At 55.7% G+C, this 17,190-nt stretch carries 12 protein-coding genes; 1 reads left to right on the top strand and 11 read right to left on the bottom strand.

What is annotated here, in order from left to right; translation table 11 throughout:
- Positions 1–209: 209 nt before the first annotated feature.
- From rocF to RB620_RS08575, 8 genes are all read right to left on the bottom strand, one after another.
- The gene (gene rocF / locus RB620_RS08610; RefSeq protein ID WP_308093491.1) at positions 210–1,145 is read right to left on the bottom strand and encodes an arginase; all 936 of its coding nucleotides are present in this window, start codon (positions 1,143–1,145) and stop codon (positions 210–212) included.
- A 36-nt stretch (positions 1,146–1,181) separates the two neighbouring features.
- On the bottom strand, positions 1,182–2,390 hold the full coding sequence (locus RB620_RS08605; protein WP_308093489.1) for an ornithine--oxo-acid transaminase: 1,209 nt from the start codon (positions 2,388–2,390) through the stop codon (positions 1,182–1,184).
- Between the two features lie 295 nt (positions 2,391–2,685).
- On the bottom strand, positions 2,686–4,755 hold the full coding sequence (locus tag RB620_RS08600; protein ID WP_308093487.1) for a beta-galactosidase: 2,070 nt from the start codon (positions 4,753–4,755) through the stop codon (positions 2,686–2,688).
- Positions 4,752–5,807 carry a glycoside hydrolase family 53 protein gene (locus RB620_RS08595; RefSeq protein WP_308093486.1) on the bottom strand — a complete coding sequence of 352 codons (1,056 nt, stop codon included), beginning with the start codon at positions 5,805–5,807 and terminating at the stop codon, positions 4,752–4,754. The genes RB620_RS08600 and RB620_RS08595 overlap by 4 nt, the downstream gene beginning before the upstream one ends.
- Before the next feature lie 41 nt (positions 5,808–5,848).
- On the bottom strand, positions 5,849–6,727 hold the full coding sequence (locus tag RB620_RS08590; RefSeq protein ID WP_308093485.1) for a carbohydrate ABC transporter permease: 879 nt from the start codon (positions 6,725–6,727) through the stop codon (positions 5,849–5,851).
- A 198-nt stretch (positions 6,728–6,925) separates the two neighbouring features.
- On the bottom strand, positions 6,926–7,822 hold the full coding sequence (locus tag RB620_RS08585) for an ABC transporter permease (protein ID WP_308093484.1): 897 nt from the start codon (positions 7,820–7,822) through the stop codon (positions 6,926–6,928).
- Between the two features lie 477 nt (positions 7,823–8,299).
- Positions 8,300–10,561 (bottom strand): sensor histidine kinase, encoded by a 2,262-nt coding sequence (locus RB620_RS08580; protein ID WP_308093483.1) that lies wholly within the window; start codon positions 10,559–10,561, stop codon positions 8,300–8,302.
- A complete protein-coding gene (locus tag RB620_RS08575; RefSeq protein ID WP_308093481.1) occupies positions 10,539–11,231 on the bottom strand; it encodes a response regulator transcription factor in 693 nt (230 codons plus the stop codon). Before RB620_RS08575 ends, RB620_RS08580 begins: the two co-directional genes overlap by 23 nt.
- A 130-nt stretch (positions 11,232–11,361) precedes the next feature.
- On the opposite strand from RB620_RS08575, the gene RB620_RS08570 reads away from it, so the two are divergent.
- A complete protein-coding gene (locus RB620_RS08570) occupies positions 11,362–11,523 on the top strand; it encodes a hypothetical protein (RefSeq protein ID WP_308093480.1) in 162 nt (53 codons plus the stop codon).
- Positions 11,524–11,568: 45 nt separating this feature from the next.
- Here RB620_RS08570 and RB620_RS08565 read toward each other — a convergent pair whose 3' ends face one another.
- From RB620_RS08565 to RB620_RS08555, 3 genes are all read right to left on the bottom strand, one after another.
- Positions 11,569–13,272, bottom strand: coding sequence for a type 2 periplasmic-binding domain-containing protein (locus tag RB620_RS08565; RefSeq protein WP_308093478.1), 1,704 nt, complete (start codon positions 13,270–13,272; stop codon positions 11,569–11,571).
- A 451-nt stretch (positions 13,273–13,723) separates the two neighbouring features.
- A complete protein-coding gene (locus RB620_RS08560) occupies positions 13,724–15,337 on the bottom strand; it encodes a response regulator transcription factor (protein WP_308093477.1) in 1,614 nt (537 codons plus the stop codon).
- A gap of 2 nt (positions 15,338–15,339) precedes the next feature.
- Positions 15,340–17,139: a sensor histidine kinase gene (locus RB620_RS08555; protein WP_308093476.1), complete on the bottom strand. Its 1,800-nt coding sequence runs from the start codon at positions 17,137–17,139 to the stop codon at positions 15,340–15,342.
- Between the last annotated feature and the right edge of the window lie 51 nt (positions 17,140–17,190).

The following is a 17,190-nucleotide window of genomic DNA, read 5'->3' as shown; positions in this document are numbered from 1 at the left end:
CAAACTGAAGAAGCCTATGCGCAAGCGCATAAGCTTCTCTGGTCAGCAATCTCTTAAACGATCGTTACATACCCTCCTGCCCTCATGCGCATGAGGGGTTTCATAATGTGTTCGTTAAGGACCGCCTGCTATCTGCCGCCGAAGCATCATTAGTTTCACACATGTTGTGAAACTCTATCCATCCGGGCCCGCGATCATGAGCCGATCTGCTAAATGAGCCGCTTGCCCATAAAAGCCGCCGCGAGCTCAACGGCTAGCCGAGGCGTCCGGCCTTGCGAATCCTTAGCAGGATTCACCTCCACGATATCCATCGAAGCGATCGCCCGGCTCATCGACAACTGCTCCATCGCGAGGCGCGCCTCCCGGAACGTGAGTCCGCCGGGCACCGGCGTGCCGACGCCCGGCGCTTCCAGCGGATCGAGCGCATCCATGTCGAAGCTTACATGGATACCGTCGGATTCTCGACCGGCCAGCATCAGGGCGCTGTTCATGACCTCCTCCATGCCAAGCTTGTCGATATCGGCCATCGTGAAACAATGTATGCCATGCCGGCGGATGAACGTTTTCTCGCCTTCGTCGAGGTCCCTCGAACCGACAAGCACGATATTCCGTTTGCGGATGAGCTGTCTCGTCTGTCCGATATCCGTCTGCTTAAACGCGGCTAAGCCCGAAGCTACCGCGAGCACCATGCCGTGCGCGTTGCCCGAGGGCGATGTCTGCTCCGTATTCAAGTCGCCGTGCGCATCGATCCAGATCACGCCGAGCTTATCATAGGCGCGGGACATCCCGGCGAGCGTGCCGATGGCGACGCTATGGTCACCTCCAAGCACGAGCGGGAAATTGCCGTACAAGGCGGCGCGGAAGGCGCGATCCGCCGTCCGTTCGCACATCTCGCGCACCTGCCGTTCGAATTTGATCATGCCGCCATCCGCAGCCGGAGCAGCGCGGTCTTCGACACTTTCGATCGCCGGAGACGGCGGCAGACGGATTTCATCGCTGCTTACGCCATGCGGCGCGAACCGCTTCAGCTCATCGAGCAGCCCCGCGGCCATGATGCTATCCGGTCCGCGCTCCGCTCCCAAGACGGCGCCGCCGAGACCGAATGGAACCCGGACGACCGATACCTTCTCCCGCGAAATGTTCATGCTGCTCATCCTCTCCTTCGTTTCTGCGCTGTCTCGTTACGGAGTGACGGATTGGATAACTTGCGCGATGCGCGGTACGGCCCAGTCAATATCGTGCTTCCCGATGATAAGAGGCGGAGCGAAACGAATCGTCCGCTCATGCGTTTCTTTGCACAACAGCCCTTCCTTCATGAGCGCTTCGCAATACGGTCTCGCTGGAACAAGCAGTTCCATGCCGATGAACAGCCCTCTGCCGCGAATCTCGCGTAATATCGGAGACGCGATTTCCTGCAGCCGCTTGATAAAATAAGTCCCTAGCGCTTCGGAGCGTTCAGCCAGCTTCTCGTCGATGACCACGTCTATGGCCGCCGACGCCACCGCGCAGGCAAGCGGGTTGCCGCCGAACGTCGACCCGTGGGAGCCGGGCTCGAATACGTCCATGATTCCTTTATCCGCGGCAATCGCGGATACGGGCATCACCCCGCCGCCGAGCGCTTTGCCGAGCACGTAAATATCGGGCTTCACGCCCTCCCAGTCCATCGCGAAGCTTCTGCCCGTCCGACCGAAGCCGGTCTGAATCTCGTCTGCCACCAGCAGGATGCCGCGCTCGGCGCATAATTCGGCCGCAGCCGCCAAATAGCCGTCCGGTGGGATGACGATCCCGGCTTCGCCCTGTATCGGCTCTACTAGGAATGCCGCGGTGCAAGGGCTCATAGCTTTTTCCAATGCGTCTAGATCCCCGTATGGCACAGTCACGAATCCGGGCATGAACGGTCCGAAATCCTTCCTGTATTCTTCCGTCGTCGAAAAGGACGTAACGGCAATCGTTCGCCCGTGAAAATTCCCTTCGCATACGATGATCTCGGCGGCATTCTCCGGTATGTCCCTGTTCCGGTACGCCCATCTCCGCGCCGCCTTGAGCGCGGTCTCCACCGCCTCCGCTCCCGTGTTCATCGCAAGCACGGCTCCTTTGCCGGTATACCCGGCAAGCTTCTCGTAGAAGCCGCCCGATACCTCGTTGTGGAACGCTCGGGAGGTTAGCGTCACCTTATCCGCCTGCTCCTTCAGCGCCCCGATAATTCGAGGATGCCGATGCCCTTGATTCAAAGCGGAGTAAGCGCTCAGCATATCCATGTACCGGTTTCCCTCGGGATCGGTCACCCATATCCCTTGCGCCTCGGCAATAACGATCGGCAGCGGCTTATAATTGCGGGCGCCGTACCGATCCGCAAGCGTTATCGCATCCTGTGAAGACTGATTCGGCATGTTCAGACCTCCTCCGTCGTCTCGTATGTTACATTCTATTCAGCAACTGCCCAAGTGAAACCCGGTAGGCGGGTGTATATTGCTTTGGAATAAAAAAAACGCCGCTTATCCCGGTGAGAGATAAACGGCGTGTACTTCACGCTGAAACCATATATTGATGACAAGTTCGATTATACTTTACTTTCCTTCACACGAGAAGACGTATGAGGAAAAGCGTGAAAGTACAATACGAAAACCTCTTCATTATGCAGCAAGCTGTACTATCAGCTCGAGACGAGATGGAATGGGACGCTCCTTATTCCCCTCGCGTCCTCCTCAACACCTTAACCCCATTGGTTGCGATTGTTATGGTGTCGTCAACTTTCTCTCCCGTCACCGCATCCGAATAGTCACGCCCGTCAAGCGTAACGGCTTGCTCGCGACCGCTGAAGTTAAGCAGGAAAACGTAGTCGCGCTCGCCGTCGGTGCGGAGCTGTGCCGTCACGCCGGCCGGGAGCTCGGCTTCCACCACCCGCGCCACGCCCGCTTCCGCAACGATCGCGCCATAGAACGCGTCGTAGAACGGTTCGCGCGCCCGTGTCGCCAAGTAATACGCGCGGCCGTCGCCCAGCTTGTTCACGGTCAGCGCCGGACGTCCCGCGTAGAAGTCGTCCGTGTAGGCGCCGAGCGCCTCCGCGCCTTCCAGATGAACGAGTTCGCACAGCTCATGCGACTCGAACGTTCCGCTCATGCCCAGTGCGTTACCTTCAACAAGCGAGATGCCGTTGCGGTCGTGGTTGTACAGCCCTTCCGCTTCCTCCGCCCAGATGCCGAGCGTCTTGCGCAGCGGCCCCGGGAATCCGCCGAGGTAACAGAGATCGTTTTCGTCGACGACGCCGGACCAATATGTGCCTACGAACGTGCCGCCGTTCGAGACGAACGCCTCGATGCGTTCGCCCACGCCCGGGCGCACCATGTAAAGCATCGGAGCGACGACAAGCTTGTACTTCGAGAAATCCGCGTCCATCGACACCACGTCGACCGGCACGCCTTGCTCCCATAGGGCGCGGTAATGCTGCAGCACGGTCTCCTCGTAATGGATGCCCATGTTGCGAGGCCCCTGCGCGTCCTTCACCGCCCAGCGGTTCTCCCAATCGAAGATGACTGCAGCTTCGGCTGGCACGCTTGTCCCGATGACGTCGCTGAGCTTGCCAAGCGTCTCGCCCAACTCGGCGACGTCGCGGAAGACGCGCGTATGCTCGTGCCCGACATGATCCACGACCGCGCCGTGGAACTTCTCACTGGAGCCGCGGCTCTTGCGCCACTGAAAGTACTGCACCGTATCCGAGCCGTGCGCGACCGCTTGCAGCGAAGACAACTTATGCATGCCAGGCCGCTTCAGCTTGCTGACGCCTTGCCAATTCGTCAGGCTCGGCGTGCTCTCCATCAGCATAAACGGCTGCCCGCCTTTCAGCGAACGGAAGATGTCGTGGTTCATGGAGAACCATGCCGCCAGCTTCCCATCGTCCCCGTGCTCATGCCAAGTCGGATACGCATCCCAAGAGATGACGTCGAGCACATCGGCAAACTTCCAGTAATCGAGCCCCTCGAACAGATCCATCATATTCGCCGTTACGGGAAGCTCCTTATTGTACTCTCTTAGCGGCGCGATCTCCGCCTTGCAGAAATCGACGGTCTGGTCGGTCACGAACCGCTTCCAATCCAGATTCATGCCGTGGACGCCGTTCTCTCCTTGCGGCGACGGCGATTCCACCTGCGACCAGCTCGTATAAGTGTGGCTCCAGAACGTTGCCCACCATGCCTTATTCAAAGCTTCCATGCTGCCGTATTTGCGCTGAAGCCAGCCGCGGAAGGCGTCCTGGCAATAGTCGCAGTGGCACTCTCCGCCGTATTCGTTCGAAATATGCCAACCGATGATGGCCGGATGGTTCGCGTAACGTTCCGCCAGCTTGCGGTTCATGATCGCGACCTTCTCGCGGTAGACCGGCGACGTGAAGCAGTGGTTATGGCGAGCGCCATGAAGATTGCGAACGCGATTCCCGCCGACGCGCAGCACCTCGGGATAGGTTTCCGACATCCATGCCGGGCGCGCGCCGCTCGGCGTTGCCAGCCAGGCATAAATGCCGTTCGCCGCGAAGCGGTCCAGCACCGCGTCCAGCCATCCGAATTCGAACCTTCCTTCCTCAGGCTCGATTGCCGACCATGCGAAGATGCCGACAGCCATCACGTTGCAATGCGCCAGCTTCATCAGCCGTATATCTTCCTCCAGCACTTCCGGCGAATCCAGCCATTGATCCGGATTGTAATCGGCGCCGTGCATGAACACGGGCAGCTTGCCGCTGATCGGCGGGTATTTTTTGCTCATGAAGATGATTCCTCCCCCAGTATGTCCAGTCCAGGCATCTTGTTTCCTTGAAAATCGAATAAAGTCAGGTTCGACCAATTGTTCGGATGTCCGACCGACCATTCCATCTTGGACGGAATCCAGGCGGGCTCCCACCAATAAAATCCCGCTCCGAGACCATTCGGCACGGACTTCACGATACGTATCAATTCGCGAAGGTAAGCGGCTTGTCCTTCCGGGCTAGCCGGAAATCCTCCATGAAGCTGCTCTTCCTTCTCCACGATGACCGGCATGCCCTCCGGCTTGCCCAGCGTCCACGGATAGGCGGTCTCCACGACGTTGATCGGTTTGCCGTACCGCACGGCCAAATCGGCCAAGTTGCTCTCCAAGTCCGATAGCGTCCCATGCCACCAGCTGTAATAGGACAAGCCGATCACATCGTATGCCACCCCATGCATCGCCAACCGGTCATAAAATTTTACGCTCGCCGCGTTGTCTCCGCCGCGGTCGATATGGATCATGATCGCGACATCGGGGAGCGCCGCCTTCGCGCCGTCGATGCCGGCCTTGAGCAATGCCGCAAATTTCTCCCACTGTCCGTCAGTATCGTATTCCCCGTCAACCTTGCCATCGTTCCACAGCATCCCCGGCGTGACTTCGTTGCCGATCTGCACCATGTCCGGGGCCGCGCCGTACGCGCGCAAGGCGTTCAATACGCTGTAGGTGTAGCTCCTTACCGCGTCGGCCAGATCTTCGAAGCTTAACGACTCCCACGCCTTCGGCTTCCATTGGTTGGCGGGATCCGCCCAGCGGTCGGAATAATGGAAGTCGAGCAGGAACGACATTCCTTGCTCCTTGATTCGCCTTCCGAGCTCAAGCGTCCGCTCCAGATTGCAGTAACTACCGGCCGGCTCGTTCCAAATGCGCAAGCGGGCGGCATTCGCGCCGCTCCGCTTCATAATGGCGAGGACATCCGCCTCGTTGCCATTTTCGAAATATCGTCCGCCTTCGCTCTCGACCTCGTCGATGAACGAAACGTCCATGCCGTATTCGAACGCTCTAGTTTTGTGCAATGATAAACCCTCCAAATCTCTAAGGTTGCGATCGTTAAGCGCTACTCTTTCACGGATCCCATTACAAGTCCCTTCACGAAAAACTTCTGCAGGAACGGATATACGATCAGCACCGGCAGCGCGCCCAGGAAAATTTGCGCCGCGTTCACCGTCTTCTGCGACAGCAGTTCCAGCTCTTTCGGGTTAAAGCTCATCGAGCTCATGTCTCTCGTCACGATGACCGTCTGAAGGAACGTAGCCAGCGGGTAATCTTCTTTGTTGTTCAAATAAAGCAAGCCGTCGAACCACGAGTTCCAGTGGAACACCATGCTGAATAGTCCAAGCGTGGCGAGCGCCGGCAGCGATACCGGCAAGTACACGCTCCAAAGCGTGCGGAAGTGTCCCGCCCCGTCGATGAGAGCCGCCTCTTCGAGCTCCTTCGGCACGCCGCGGAAGAAGTTCAGCAGCAGGATCGTCAGCCAGACGTTCACCGCGCCGGGCAGGATGAGCACCCAGAAGTTGTTCATGAGTCCGAGGTTCTGAATGACCATATAGAACGGAACGAGTCCGCCGTTAAAAATCATCGTGAAGACGAAAATCCACGCGTAAATGTTGCGGCCTTTGAACGCCGAGTTTTCCTTGGACAGCGGGTACGCCGCAAGGCAAGCGAGCAGCAGCGTCGCGACCGTGCCGATCGCCGTCCGTTTCACCGCGATCCAGAGCGAACTCAGGAACACGGGATTGTTGATCGTTTTCTCGTAGGCGACCGTCGTGAAGTCGACTGGCCACAAATTAACCAGATTGGCGTCCGCCGCCGACTTCGCGCTGAACGAGACGGCCAGCACGTGGAACAGCGGCAGCACGCAGAGCAAGCCGAGCACGAGCAGGAAGACGCTGTTGGCGATATTGAAGATGCGATAAGGCACCGTTTTGTGATACATGAAAGTTCCTCCGTTCATTAATGGCTGAAGCGCATGATTCAGCGTTCCTTGCGGGCAAGGGATGGCTTCGAAGCTCTACACGTTTTGACTGCCTTGTTTTCATTACATAGTCTCGGTGACAAGGCAGTCAAAAAACTCGCCCTGAAGCCATTCCCTTGCCCTCCAGTCACTTTCCTGAATCCTAATTTTCACTGTTCCCTAGAAAATCCGGTAGTTGGCGAGCTTATAGGCAAGCCTGTAGGAAATGACGATCAGCACCATGCTGACGACGGACTTGAACAGTCCCACCGCAGTCGCGAAGCCGAACTTCCCTTCCATAATGGCCGTGCGGTAGACGAAGGTATCGATAATGTCGCCTTTCTCGTACACAAGCGGGTTGTACAGGTTGAAAATTTGGTCGAAGCCCGCGTTCAGGATATTGCCTAGCGACAGCGTGCCGACGACGATGGCCATCGGGATAAGCGCCGGGATCGTAATGTGTAGCGTTTGCTTCCAGCGGGTCGCGCCGTCCACCTCCGCGGCTTCGTACAACGAAGGATTGATGTTCGCGAGCGCCGCCAGGAACACGATCGTGCCGTAGCCGAATTCCTTCCATACCTCGGATACGATTACCGTGAAGCGGAACCAGTTCCCTTCGCCGAGGAAGAAGACCGGATCGACGCCGAATACCGATACCAGCATTCGGTTGACCAGCCCGCCGTCCGTCGACAAGATGTTGACCAAGATGCCGCCCAGAATGACCCACGACAGGAAGTGAGGCAGATAGACCAGCGTCTGGATCGTCCGGCTGAGGAACGCTTTGCGGATCTCGTTCAGCAAGATTGCGAAAACAAACGGCGCGACCAAGTTAAAGACGATCTTCAGCGCCGCGATGATAAACGTGTTCCAGATGACCTGCACGCTGTCTTCCCTCTCGAACAGCATCCGGAAATTATCGAGTCCGATCCACTCGGACCCCGAGAAGCCGAGCCACGGCTTGAAATCCTGGAATGACATGACAATGCCGCCCATCGGCAAATAATTGAATACGATCAGAAAAAGAAGAGACGGCAATACCATTAGATGAAACTGCCAGCTTCGTGCGAACCCTCTCATTCCCCTTGCCCCCTTGAACCCTTGAATTTTGCTATACGAAAATTATACAGGGGGCCGCGTGCGCGCCGACAGCGCACAAAACCAATATTCATGGCACGTTTGCAACCAGTTTGCTAAATGCGCGAACCGGCTTCCGCTGCCGACTAGCTGATCTTGGTTCCATATCGATCTTAATAGAGTGGCGCAACTCGACTCTTCTTTCCGCATCTAATTTCTCCGATTTCGGCAGTATCGCACCTAACAACCGGAAAAACTCATACTAATTCTCCAGAAATCGCGTGCATTTCGATCAAATAAATAAACCCCCATCCGGTAAGATGGAGGTATTAATGGGAATATGGTTACCGTTCCAACAACCGGCTGTCCAAGCCATCTATTCCGACAACAAGGAGGCCGCGAACATGCGCAACAAGGAAGCATGAAGACATCCCTCCAATTAGGATCTGGAAGTCTTCTTTTTGTACGACTTTCTTTTTCTTAGCTCGCATTCATGCGCTTCTGAAGATGATCCGTCTGCAAGATGACGGTCGCCTTGAACAAATCGCCGTCGGTCTCTAGCGTCAGACGTCCTTCGTGCAGATCGACGATCGACTTGGCAATCGCGAGTCCCAGGCCCGAGCCTTCCGTATGGCGCGATGTATCCCCACGTTTGAAGCGCTCGAACAGTTCATCGGCATGCTCATTGATTTCGTACTTCGAGACGTTCTTGAACACCATCACCGCCTCGCAGCGCTCGGACAGCGAGAACACGATGTAGGCGCGGGATTGAGCCAGCGAATATTTGAGCATGTTCCCGATGAGGTTGTCGAATACGCGCCATAGCTTCTGTCCGTCAGCGACGGCAAAGACCGGTCCCTCCGGCAGCGAGATCCGGAATTGGATGTCCGAGCCGTCCATGGCTTCTTTGTGCTCGGCGAGCGCCTGCTGCATCAGCTGGACGAGATCCGTTCGTTCCAGCTGCAGCTTGGCGTTGCCGCTCGTCATCGTCGACACTTCGAACAAATCGTCAATCATCGTCTTCAGCCGCTTCGACTTCTGATCGATAATCTCGACGTAGGCGACCCGCTCCTCCAGGGTAGCCTCCTCCGACTTCAGAAGCCCCGCATACGTAATGATCGAAGTAAGCGGCGTCCGCAGATCGTGGCTGACATTCGTAATCAGCTCCGTCTTCAGCCTCTCGCTTCTCGTTTGCTCGTTCTGAAGCGTCCGAACGCCTTGCCTCAACGCGTTGAAATGGCCCGCAAGCTCGGCGAGCACGCCGCTTCCCGACCGGGGAACGGCATCCGGCGTACGGCCGGCAGCCAGCTCTTCGGCCGTTCGGGTGATCCGATTCAAGTAACCGAGCTGACGGGTCAGTAGGAGGAACACCGCAACGGCCATAAGCGCCGCAATTAGCGCGAACACCAAATAAAAGGCGTCGCCGTAGTAGTCGGACGCGAATACCGCCCATCCTCCCGTAAATCCGAATCCGGTAAAAGCGATGACGGATAGGAGTAGCCGCGACCCCGCGCTTTTGTACAGAAACGAAGCTTGCAGTTGACCGAGCGTTCGCAGGCAGCAGGCTCTCATGCGCGCCGCGGCGCGGCTCGACATGGAACGGGACCACTCTTCCCTGACGTCGTTCCAGCTCCGCCATTCGCGAACGAGCAGCTTGCCCTGCGCTAATGTTGCCGCCAAGCCGAATGCCGCGATGATAACCGAAACGACTACCTTGCCTATGTAAGCCAAGGGCCAATCGAATAACGCCGAGTAAGTGCCCGCCAAGAGATCCAGCATGCTGACGGTCAGCCCTGCCGTACCAAGAAGGAACAGCAGCTTGGCGTCGATCGGAAGCTTGCGAGCATAAGTCGCCCACCCGCTTGAATTGGCGACCAGGGGCATCCATCGTTTGAAGCGAATCACGCAGGCGGCGAACAGGATGCCTCCTGCCAGGGCGTAAGCGTACAGAACCCGTTGCTCCAGCATGTACCGCTCCGCTGCCGCCTGCAGTTGACTGCTCTTCGTCACCGCGAGCCATCCCTGATAAGGAACATAGGCATCGGCCAGCAGCTCGTACCCTTCGATGTAGACGAACGGCGAGCCGGAGCCGGCTATCGTATAGTTCGTGGCGAAAGCGTAATTGCCGCTATTCAACACGTCGCGAGCGGCTTGTTCATCCCGCAGGTTGATGTCCGTATGGATATCGCCCGTGTCCGCGTTATAGAAATAATAGTCGAACTGATTGCGAAGGCTGACGAAATCGGAGCGATAGACCTCCCTCTGACTGAAATAGACGTCTATCCAATCCGCTTTCTGTTCGCGGATTCGTTCGGCGATTCGTTCGTCATCTTGCCAGAGCTTCGCGAGATCGTCGATCTTGCGGTCCCTTATGGCTCTGTAAGAATCGGCTGTCTCGCCGCTGCCACCGGCAATCGCCTCCTGAATAAGCGGTTCGTATTCTTCGCGGATCGCGTTCATCTGGTCCGTAAGAGAGCCTGATTGATAGCGGTAATTCGCGATTTCGTTCTCGTTCACCTTTATCGAGGATTTGGCCTTCTCCCGGGAGAAGGCGTTGAGCTCGAACAAATTCAAGAAAGAAGCGAACTGATCGAGCTGATAGCGGAACTCCGCGGACTCGTAATAATCGCGATGCTGGTAACGATCCCCTTGATTGATCAGCGTTACCGGACCGCTCAGACCGATAACCATCAAGAGCGAATAAACAACAATGACCGTCTTATTTTTCCATTTTGTATCCAATGCCCCACACCACTTTCAAATATCTTGGGTTTTTCGGATCGATTTCGATTTTTTCCCGGATTTTGCGAATATGAACGGCCACCGTGTTCTCGGCGTTGTAGCCCGGTTCCTTCCATACGCGCTCGTAAATGTCCTGAATCGAGAACACTCGCCCCGCGTTCGTCGTCAGCAGCTCCACGATTTTGTACTCGATCGGCGTCAGCTTCACGGTTTCGCCGCTCACCGCTACCTCCTTGGCGTCCTGATCCAGCGACAGGTCCCGTATGCGAACGGTCCTCTTCCCGCCTTCATAGGAGCCGAAGCTGACATATCTTCTGAGCAGCGATTTCACCCGGGCGACAAGTTCCATCGGATCGAACGGCTTCGTCATGTAATCGTCCGCGCCCACGTGCAGTCCGAGAATTTTATCGCTGTTCTCGCTCTTGGCGCTTAACATTAGAATTGGCAGATTGCGCTGCTCCCTGATTTTGAACGTTGCCGTTATGCCGTCAAGCTTAGGCATCATGACATCCAGGACGACCAGATGCACCGGGCCGGACTCCAGCTTCTCCAGCGCTTCGAGGCCGTCCTTGGCTTGCAAGACGGACAAGCCTTCATGCTTCAAATAAATCTCGATCGCGTCGCGTATTTCCTTATCGTCGTCGACCACGAGCACCACGCGCTGCTCCATGTCCTTCACCCCCTCCGACAGCCCGTCTTTCTTTCATTCATTATAATGGGAAATTCTGAACAACCGGTCATCGAATTTCTGAAGAACTTATTAATATTTATTCGTCCCTCTACGGTGAAGCTGTGCTATATTGAAGCTAAATCTAGCCGCCGTGATGAAGGCCGTATCCCTCGTCTCCGTACTCGTCGCGCCTAAACTCGGCGTCGCGCGAAGCGAGATTACGGTAATCGGCTCCGGCTCGATTCAGTTTGCTTTCGCGGCTCTCGGCCTCATTCGTTTTTTTTCGGCATAAGAAGAAATAAGGCGATCCCCTGCGGGACCGCCTTACTTCCATAATTTATTTCACCGAATCATACCATGCGTTGACTTCTTCGGACATTTTGTCGCCGCCGCCCGCTTTCCAGTCGGAGACGAATTGGTCGAACGCTTCGAGCGGTTTCTTGCCGTAGATGATTTCGTTGAACGTTTGCAGTTCGAGCTTCTTCAGGTAATCGTTTTTCGAAGACATTGTCTCCGTAGGAGGACCCGTGAACATGTTCTTAAACGATATGCCCTCTTGCGACAGCAATACTTTGGCCGCTCCAGCCGTCTCGAGTCCGTATGCGGTCTGCACTTCTTTCTCGAGGCGAGTCGTCGCTTCTTTGCCGTCGGCAAGGTTCATGAGCGCCTTCATCTGCGCATCGGGAATACGAGCGCCGTCGCGAACGAGCAGATAACGAATGGAGTTGACGTAGCCGCCAGGGATTTCTTCCCAGCGCAGCAGCTTTCCGTCTTCTGCGATGTCGTAGTCGTAATTTTTGAATAGGCCGTTGTCGAACACGCTTCCCGGCTTCGGATCCGCGTAGTTCTCGAACATGTAGTTTTGGTACGTGAACAAAGCTTCAGGGTTTTTCATGTCTTTGCTGATCAACGTTACGCCGTTCGTAAAATGCGTACCGTGGCGCATTGCCTTGCCGTCCGGTCCCGTCGGGATCGCGTAAGGCTTCCATACGGCGCCTTCTACGTTCTTCGCCGTGTCGGACAGCGGCCAGCCGCTCATCCAGTAAGGGCCGGGGATAATGCCCGCCGTGCCGGCAACTGCAGGCTCAGCCGTTTTGTTCTCGTCCCATAGCGCCGTTTCTTGCGGAATGTAACCTTTCTCCAGCCAGCCCTTGAGCGTCTCCAGGCCTTGCTTCATGCCAGGGTTCACGGAGCCGTACTCCAGCTTGCCGTCGGCGCCGACATTCCATTGCTCGGGAAGGGTGCCATAAGCGCCGAAGATCCAGGATGGGTCGCCCATCCACGTGCTCATCTTGTTTTTGAAGCCGATGCTCAGCGGCGTTACTTGATCCGGCTTCAGGCCGTCCGGATTCGCGTTTTTGAATTTGTCCATGACAGCTTCAAGTTCTTCCATCGTTTTCGGAGCTTGCAGACCGAGCTTATCCAGCCAGTCTTGGCGGATCCAAAGCAGGTAATCGTGGTTGTAGGCATAGTCGAGAACCGGAATGCCCATCCGCTCGCCGCCGCGCGTATATGGGTTCCAAACGTTCTCGTCGATCGCCATCGCGTTTTTCCAAGTCTCGCTCGCGTATTGATCGAACAGGGATCCGGCTTCGCGGAACAGGCCGGAGTCGATCAGGTCTTGCGCAAGCTGCGCGTCGCCGATCGTCACGACATCCGGGATTTGTTCGCCGGACGTCAGCGCCAGGCGCATCTTTGTCGCGAATGCGTTGTTCGAGTCCGTGACGGACCAAAGCGATTTGATGTCGATGCCGAGCGTGTCTTTCGCCCAAGCGGTCGCGACGTTGTTTTCGATCGACTCGCCGTTCTTGAATTTCAGCTCAGGATCGATGCCCCATACTGTCGTAATCGTCACAGGCGGATCGTATTTGTCTTTGTACGCGTTCTCGGCCGGCGTTTCTGTCGCTGTGCCCCCGTTGCCCGCGTTGCCCGTATTTTCTCCCGCGTTGCTGTTATTATCCTTACCGCATGCCGACATCAGCGTCGCGGTCAGGATGAAGCTCATCGCAATCAGCGTTCCTTTGCTTGAAAAGGCTTTCATGGTGTTTCCCCCTTACGGATGATTTGGTTTACATCTTCATTATAGGGACGCCCCCGGGGGTAAGCCTATGACACTTATCGAACATTTCTGCACCTTTGACAAGGTGTTGTTGAGCAGGCGTTCAAGAGGCTCGGCTTTCAGCACTATAGCATTGCCATTGTGGTTGTTCTTGAATGCTAACGGAAGCAGCTGCCGCTATTCGGCTCATTTTGTTCGATTTGAATATCTAACGGAAGTATGCGCTCCTATTTAAGTTTCTCAGCCTGAAAAACGCCATTTTCAACAGAATAAGGGCTCTTATTTCCGTTAGATATCCGTATGAGCTCATAATCGCATGATAAGAGCACTGAGTTCCTTTAGAATGACAAAAGCTCTTAATCAGTGTCGAGTCTCTTGAACCTCCTCTATTGGTCGCGGTGCTACCTGATAAAATTTCGTGATCAAAATCGGTTTATTGGTCGCGGTATTCGTTGGGCGTCATGCCGTAATACTTCCGGAAAATCTTGCTGAAGTATTGCGGGTTCTGATAACCCAGCTCGGTCGTGATTTCGTAAATCTTTTTGTTGGATGACTTGAGCAAATAGACCGCCCGCTCCATCCTCATCCGGATAATGTAATCGCCGAGACTCTCTCCCGTTTCGCTCTTATAGATTTTCGACAGGTACACGGGATGCAGGAATACTTTGTCGGCGATCGTCTTGACCGACGTTTCCGCGCCGAGATCGCTCATGACGATTTCTTGCACCTGCTTGATGACATGTTTTTTATTATAGCTGTCGTTCTCTCTCAGCTCCGCCTCCAGCTTCTCCAATATCCCGTCCGACCAAGCCTGCAGCTTCTCGGAGGAGCTGATCAGACTGCGGTCGAGCAGAACATCCATGCCGGCAGGATCGAGCTTATAGATATCCGTCCCTTGTTTGTGAGCGACGTAGAGGAAGGCGTTCGTAATCGACAGGAATACCTCGTACAGCTGCTCCTTGGAGACGACCGTCCCGTCCAGGCTTCCGAATAACGCTCCAAGCTTTTCCCGCGTCGCTCCCCATTGGCCGGACTCCAGCAGATGGATCAGCGTGGGCGGCTTATACAGCTCTTCGATGGCTTTCACGCCCGTCTGCGCCCGCTCCTGAAGCTCCTCCAGGAACAGCAGCGAAGCGTCGCCTTGACGGGTCCGATACGCAGCTGACAGAACGCTTCGATAGGCGCTCGCCAGCTCCTTCGGGAAGGTGAACCATCCCGAGAGAACGAGTGCGATGTCGCCCTTCAAGTAGGCGCCGACCTGCTGCTGGAACTGCTGAGCCAGCTCGCGAATCCGTTCCTTGCGGAATACCGAGGAATCCACGCCGGACGGCGCGGTCACGACGATCGCGAGGCCTTCATGCGGCGCTTTGCCATGCCAGACGCGATAAGGCTGCGCGAAAATTTCCTCGGCAATATTGCCGATGGCATATTCCATGAGCGCGACGGAGCTATCGTCCATTCCCGTAAAATAGCGGCCAAGCTGAACTGCCATTAACATGGCGGAATCCTCAAGCTGCACCTTCACCTCGTATTGGACGAGCTTCTCCTTGATGGAAACATCCGACAGCTGTTTGCCAAGCAGCAGCTCGCCGAGCAAATTTTGCCGCAGAACGTTATGGTCCGACTTCATTGTATAGACAAGCTGATGGTATTTGTCCGCTTTCTCCCACTCTTCCTTCAGCGCCTCGATAATCGAGGTCATGCTCTGGATAAAAGCGTTATCGTTCACCGGCTTGAGCAAATAATCGACGGCCTGAAGCTGAATCGCTTTTTTCGCGTATTCGAAGTCGGAATGTCCCGTCAGCAGCATGCAGCGAATGTTCGGCCAGTGCTCCCGCACTTGCTCGATCAGCTGCAGTCCGCTCATCTCCGGCATCCGGATATCCGTCACCAAGATGTCGATCGCTTGTTCCTCCATAACAGCCAGCGCCTCGCTCGGAGAAGCGGCTTGATAGACATTCATGACGCCAAGCTCCTGCCACGGAATCGTCATGGCCAGGCTCTCCGTAACATACGACTCGTCATCCACCAACAAAACTTCGATCATGCCTATTCCTCCTGTCCATTCCCTATATCTGTTAAAGCATTCTTATCGAAGTCCCCTTCGGAATGGGCGCTCCAGGTCAGCGTGACGCGCAGACCGCCGAGCGGCGATCGCGAGAACGCCAGTCCGGCATGGGGTCCGTACCGGATATGAAGACGTTGGTGCACGTTCCAAAGTCCGCAGCCCATCTCTTCGTCCATCGGCCGCGCCAGCTTCATCTGCAGCTCTAGCATGTCCGCGTCGACGATTCCTTGCCCGTCGTCGTCGACGGTAATCGCGAATCCTCCGTCCCGCTCTTCCGCCCGTATGACGATTCTGCCGGCATCCAGATGCGGTTCGATGCCGTGGAGCACCGCATTTTCCACCAGCGGCTGGATGACGAGCGGAGGGATCCGCTGCTGCCTTAGCCATGGCGGCAGATAGACCTCGTAGCTAAGCCGTTTCATCCTCATTTGCTGGATATCCAAATAATTGCCGACCAGCTCGAGCTCCTCCGACAGCGCCACGAACTCCCGCTCCTGCCGGGTCGTGTATCTGTAATAATCGGATAGATTCTGCGTCATGGCAATAATAGCCGGGTAATTCTGCAGCTTCGCCATGCTGGAAATAAACGAGAAACAATTGTAGAAGAAATGCGGGTTAATCTGCGATTGCAGCTGCTTCAGCCTCGCTTCCTTCACATGGATTTTCTCGAGATAGACGCGTCCGAACAAATCTTGAATCTGCGCCGCCATCGCGTTGAATCGAGTGAATAGGAAGCTGAACTCGGTATCCCCCTTCGGCTTCAGACGGACGGAATAATCCTCGTTCTTCAGCTTCCGGAAGCTCGTGACCAGCTGCTTGATCGGCACCTGTACCTGCGCGTAGATCAAATATACGACGAGCAAACTCATGATCAACAGCGCGGCCGCGGAGGTATAGAACAGCAGATTCGATTTTTTGATCGGCATAAGCACGTCCGACAGCGGCAAATAATCGACCAGCATCCACCCCGTCGTGCTGGATCGCTCCGCGTTCACCAAGAAGGATTCCCCATCGAGGTCGATGATCTGGTAGTCGGGCGTGCTCGTATCATCCGATTCCGCGTCGAAACGCAGCTTCTCCGTCAACGCTTCCGCGAACGATTCATCCGAAACGCTATTAAAGATGATGCCCGTTTCTTCCTTGTAATAAAAAGGATTGCGCTCCCCGTCGCCCCGGAACGTATCGAGCATCCGCCTTATGTTGCCGCTGTCGAACTCCACCTCGATTATGAGGTTGGCGGCCTCCGGCTTGTGGAAGGACGAGAACGGCGATACCGTAATCAGCGAAAAATAATGCGTCGCCTCGCCGTCCGCCCCTTTCACCGTGCGGACCTGCCAGCCTTGCTGCAGCCTCTTCTTCAAATCGGCGTGATTGTAATCGTACACGCCGCTGGCCGTAATGACGCGCTCCAACGTAGGCGAATAAATCATCAGCTTGCTGATCCAGTTCAGCGAGTTCTGCTGAATGCTCAGCTTCTGCTGAATCCGTTTGATCAGCATCATTGTGTCCAGATCGAGATACGGGCTTTTTTTCTCGAAAATATCCTTCAGTTCCGAAATATCGGGATCGTGAAGCAGCAGATTCGGCCATAAGCTGATCGATTGAATCGTCGTGTCGACTTGATGCTGGAAGAAACGCAGCTGGTCCCGGCTCGATTGATGCAGCTCTTCCCTCAGCACCTCCGTGCTCGTCTGGTTCGAATAGACGTACAATCCCATAATGGGAATTAACATGACGAGAATGAGGGCCATCATTTTTTTGAACAAATTAAACTTCGGCATCCGCTTTCGCCCCCTGCGCTTGTCGGCCTGCTGACATGGCCCATTGTCTTT

Origin of the sequence: Paenibacillus sp. LHD-117, assembly GCF_030929555.1 — a bacterium.
GTDB lineage: Bacteria > Bacillota > Bacilli > Paenibacillales > Paenibacillaceae > Pristimantibacillus.
The sequence above is the reverse complement of the archived record's forward strand: the minus strand, read 5'-3'. Positions and strand labels throughout refer to the sequence as shown.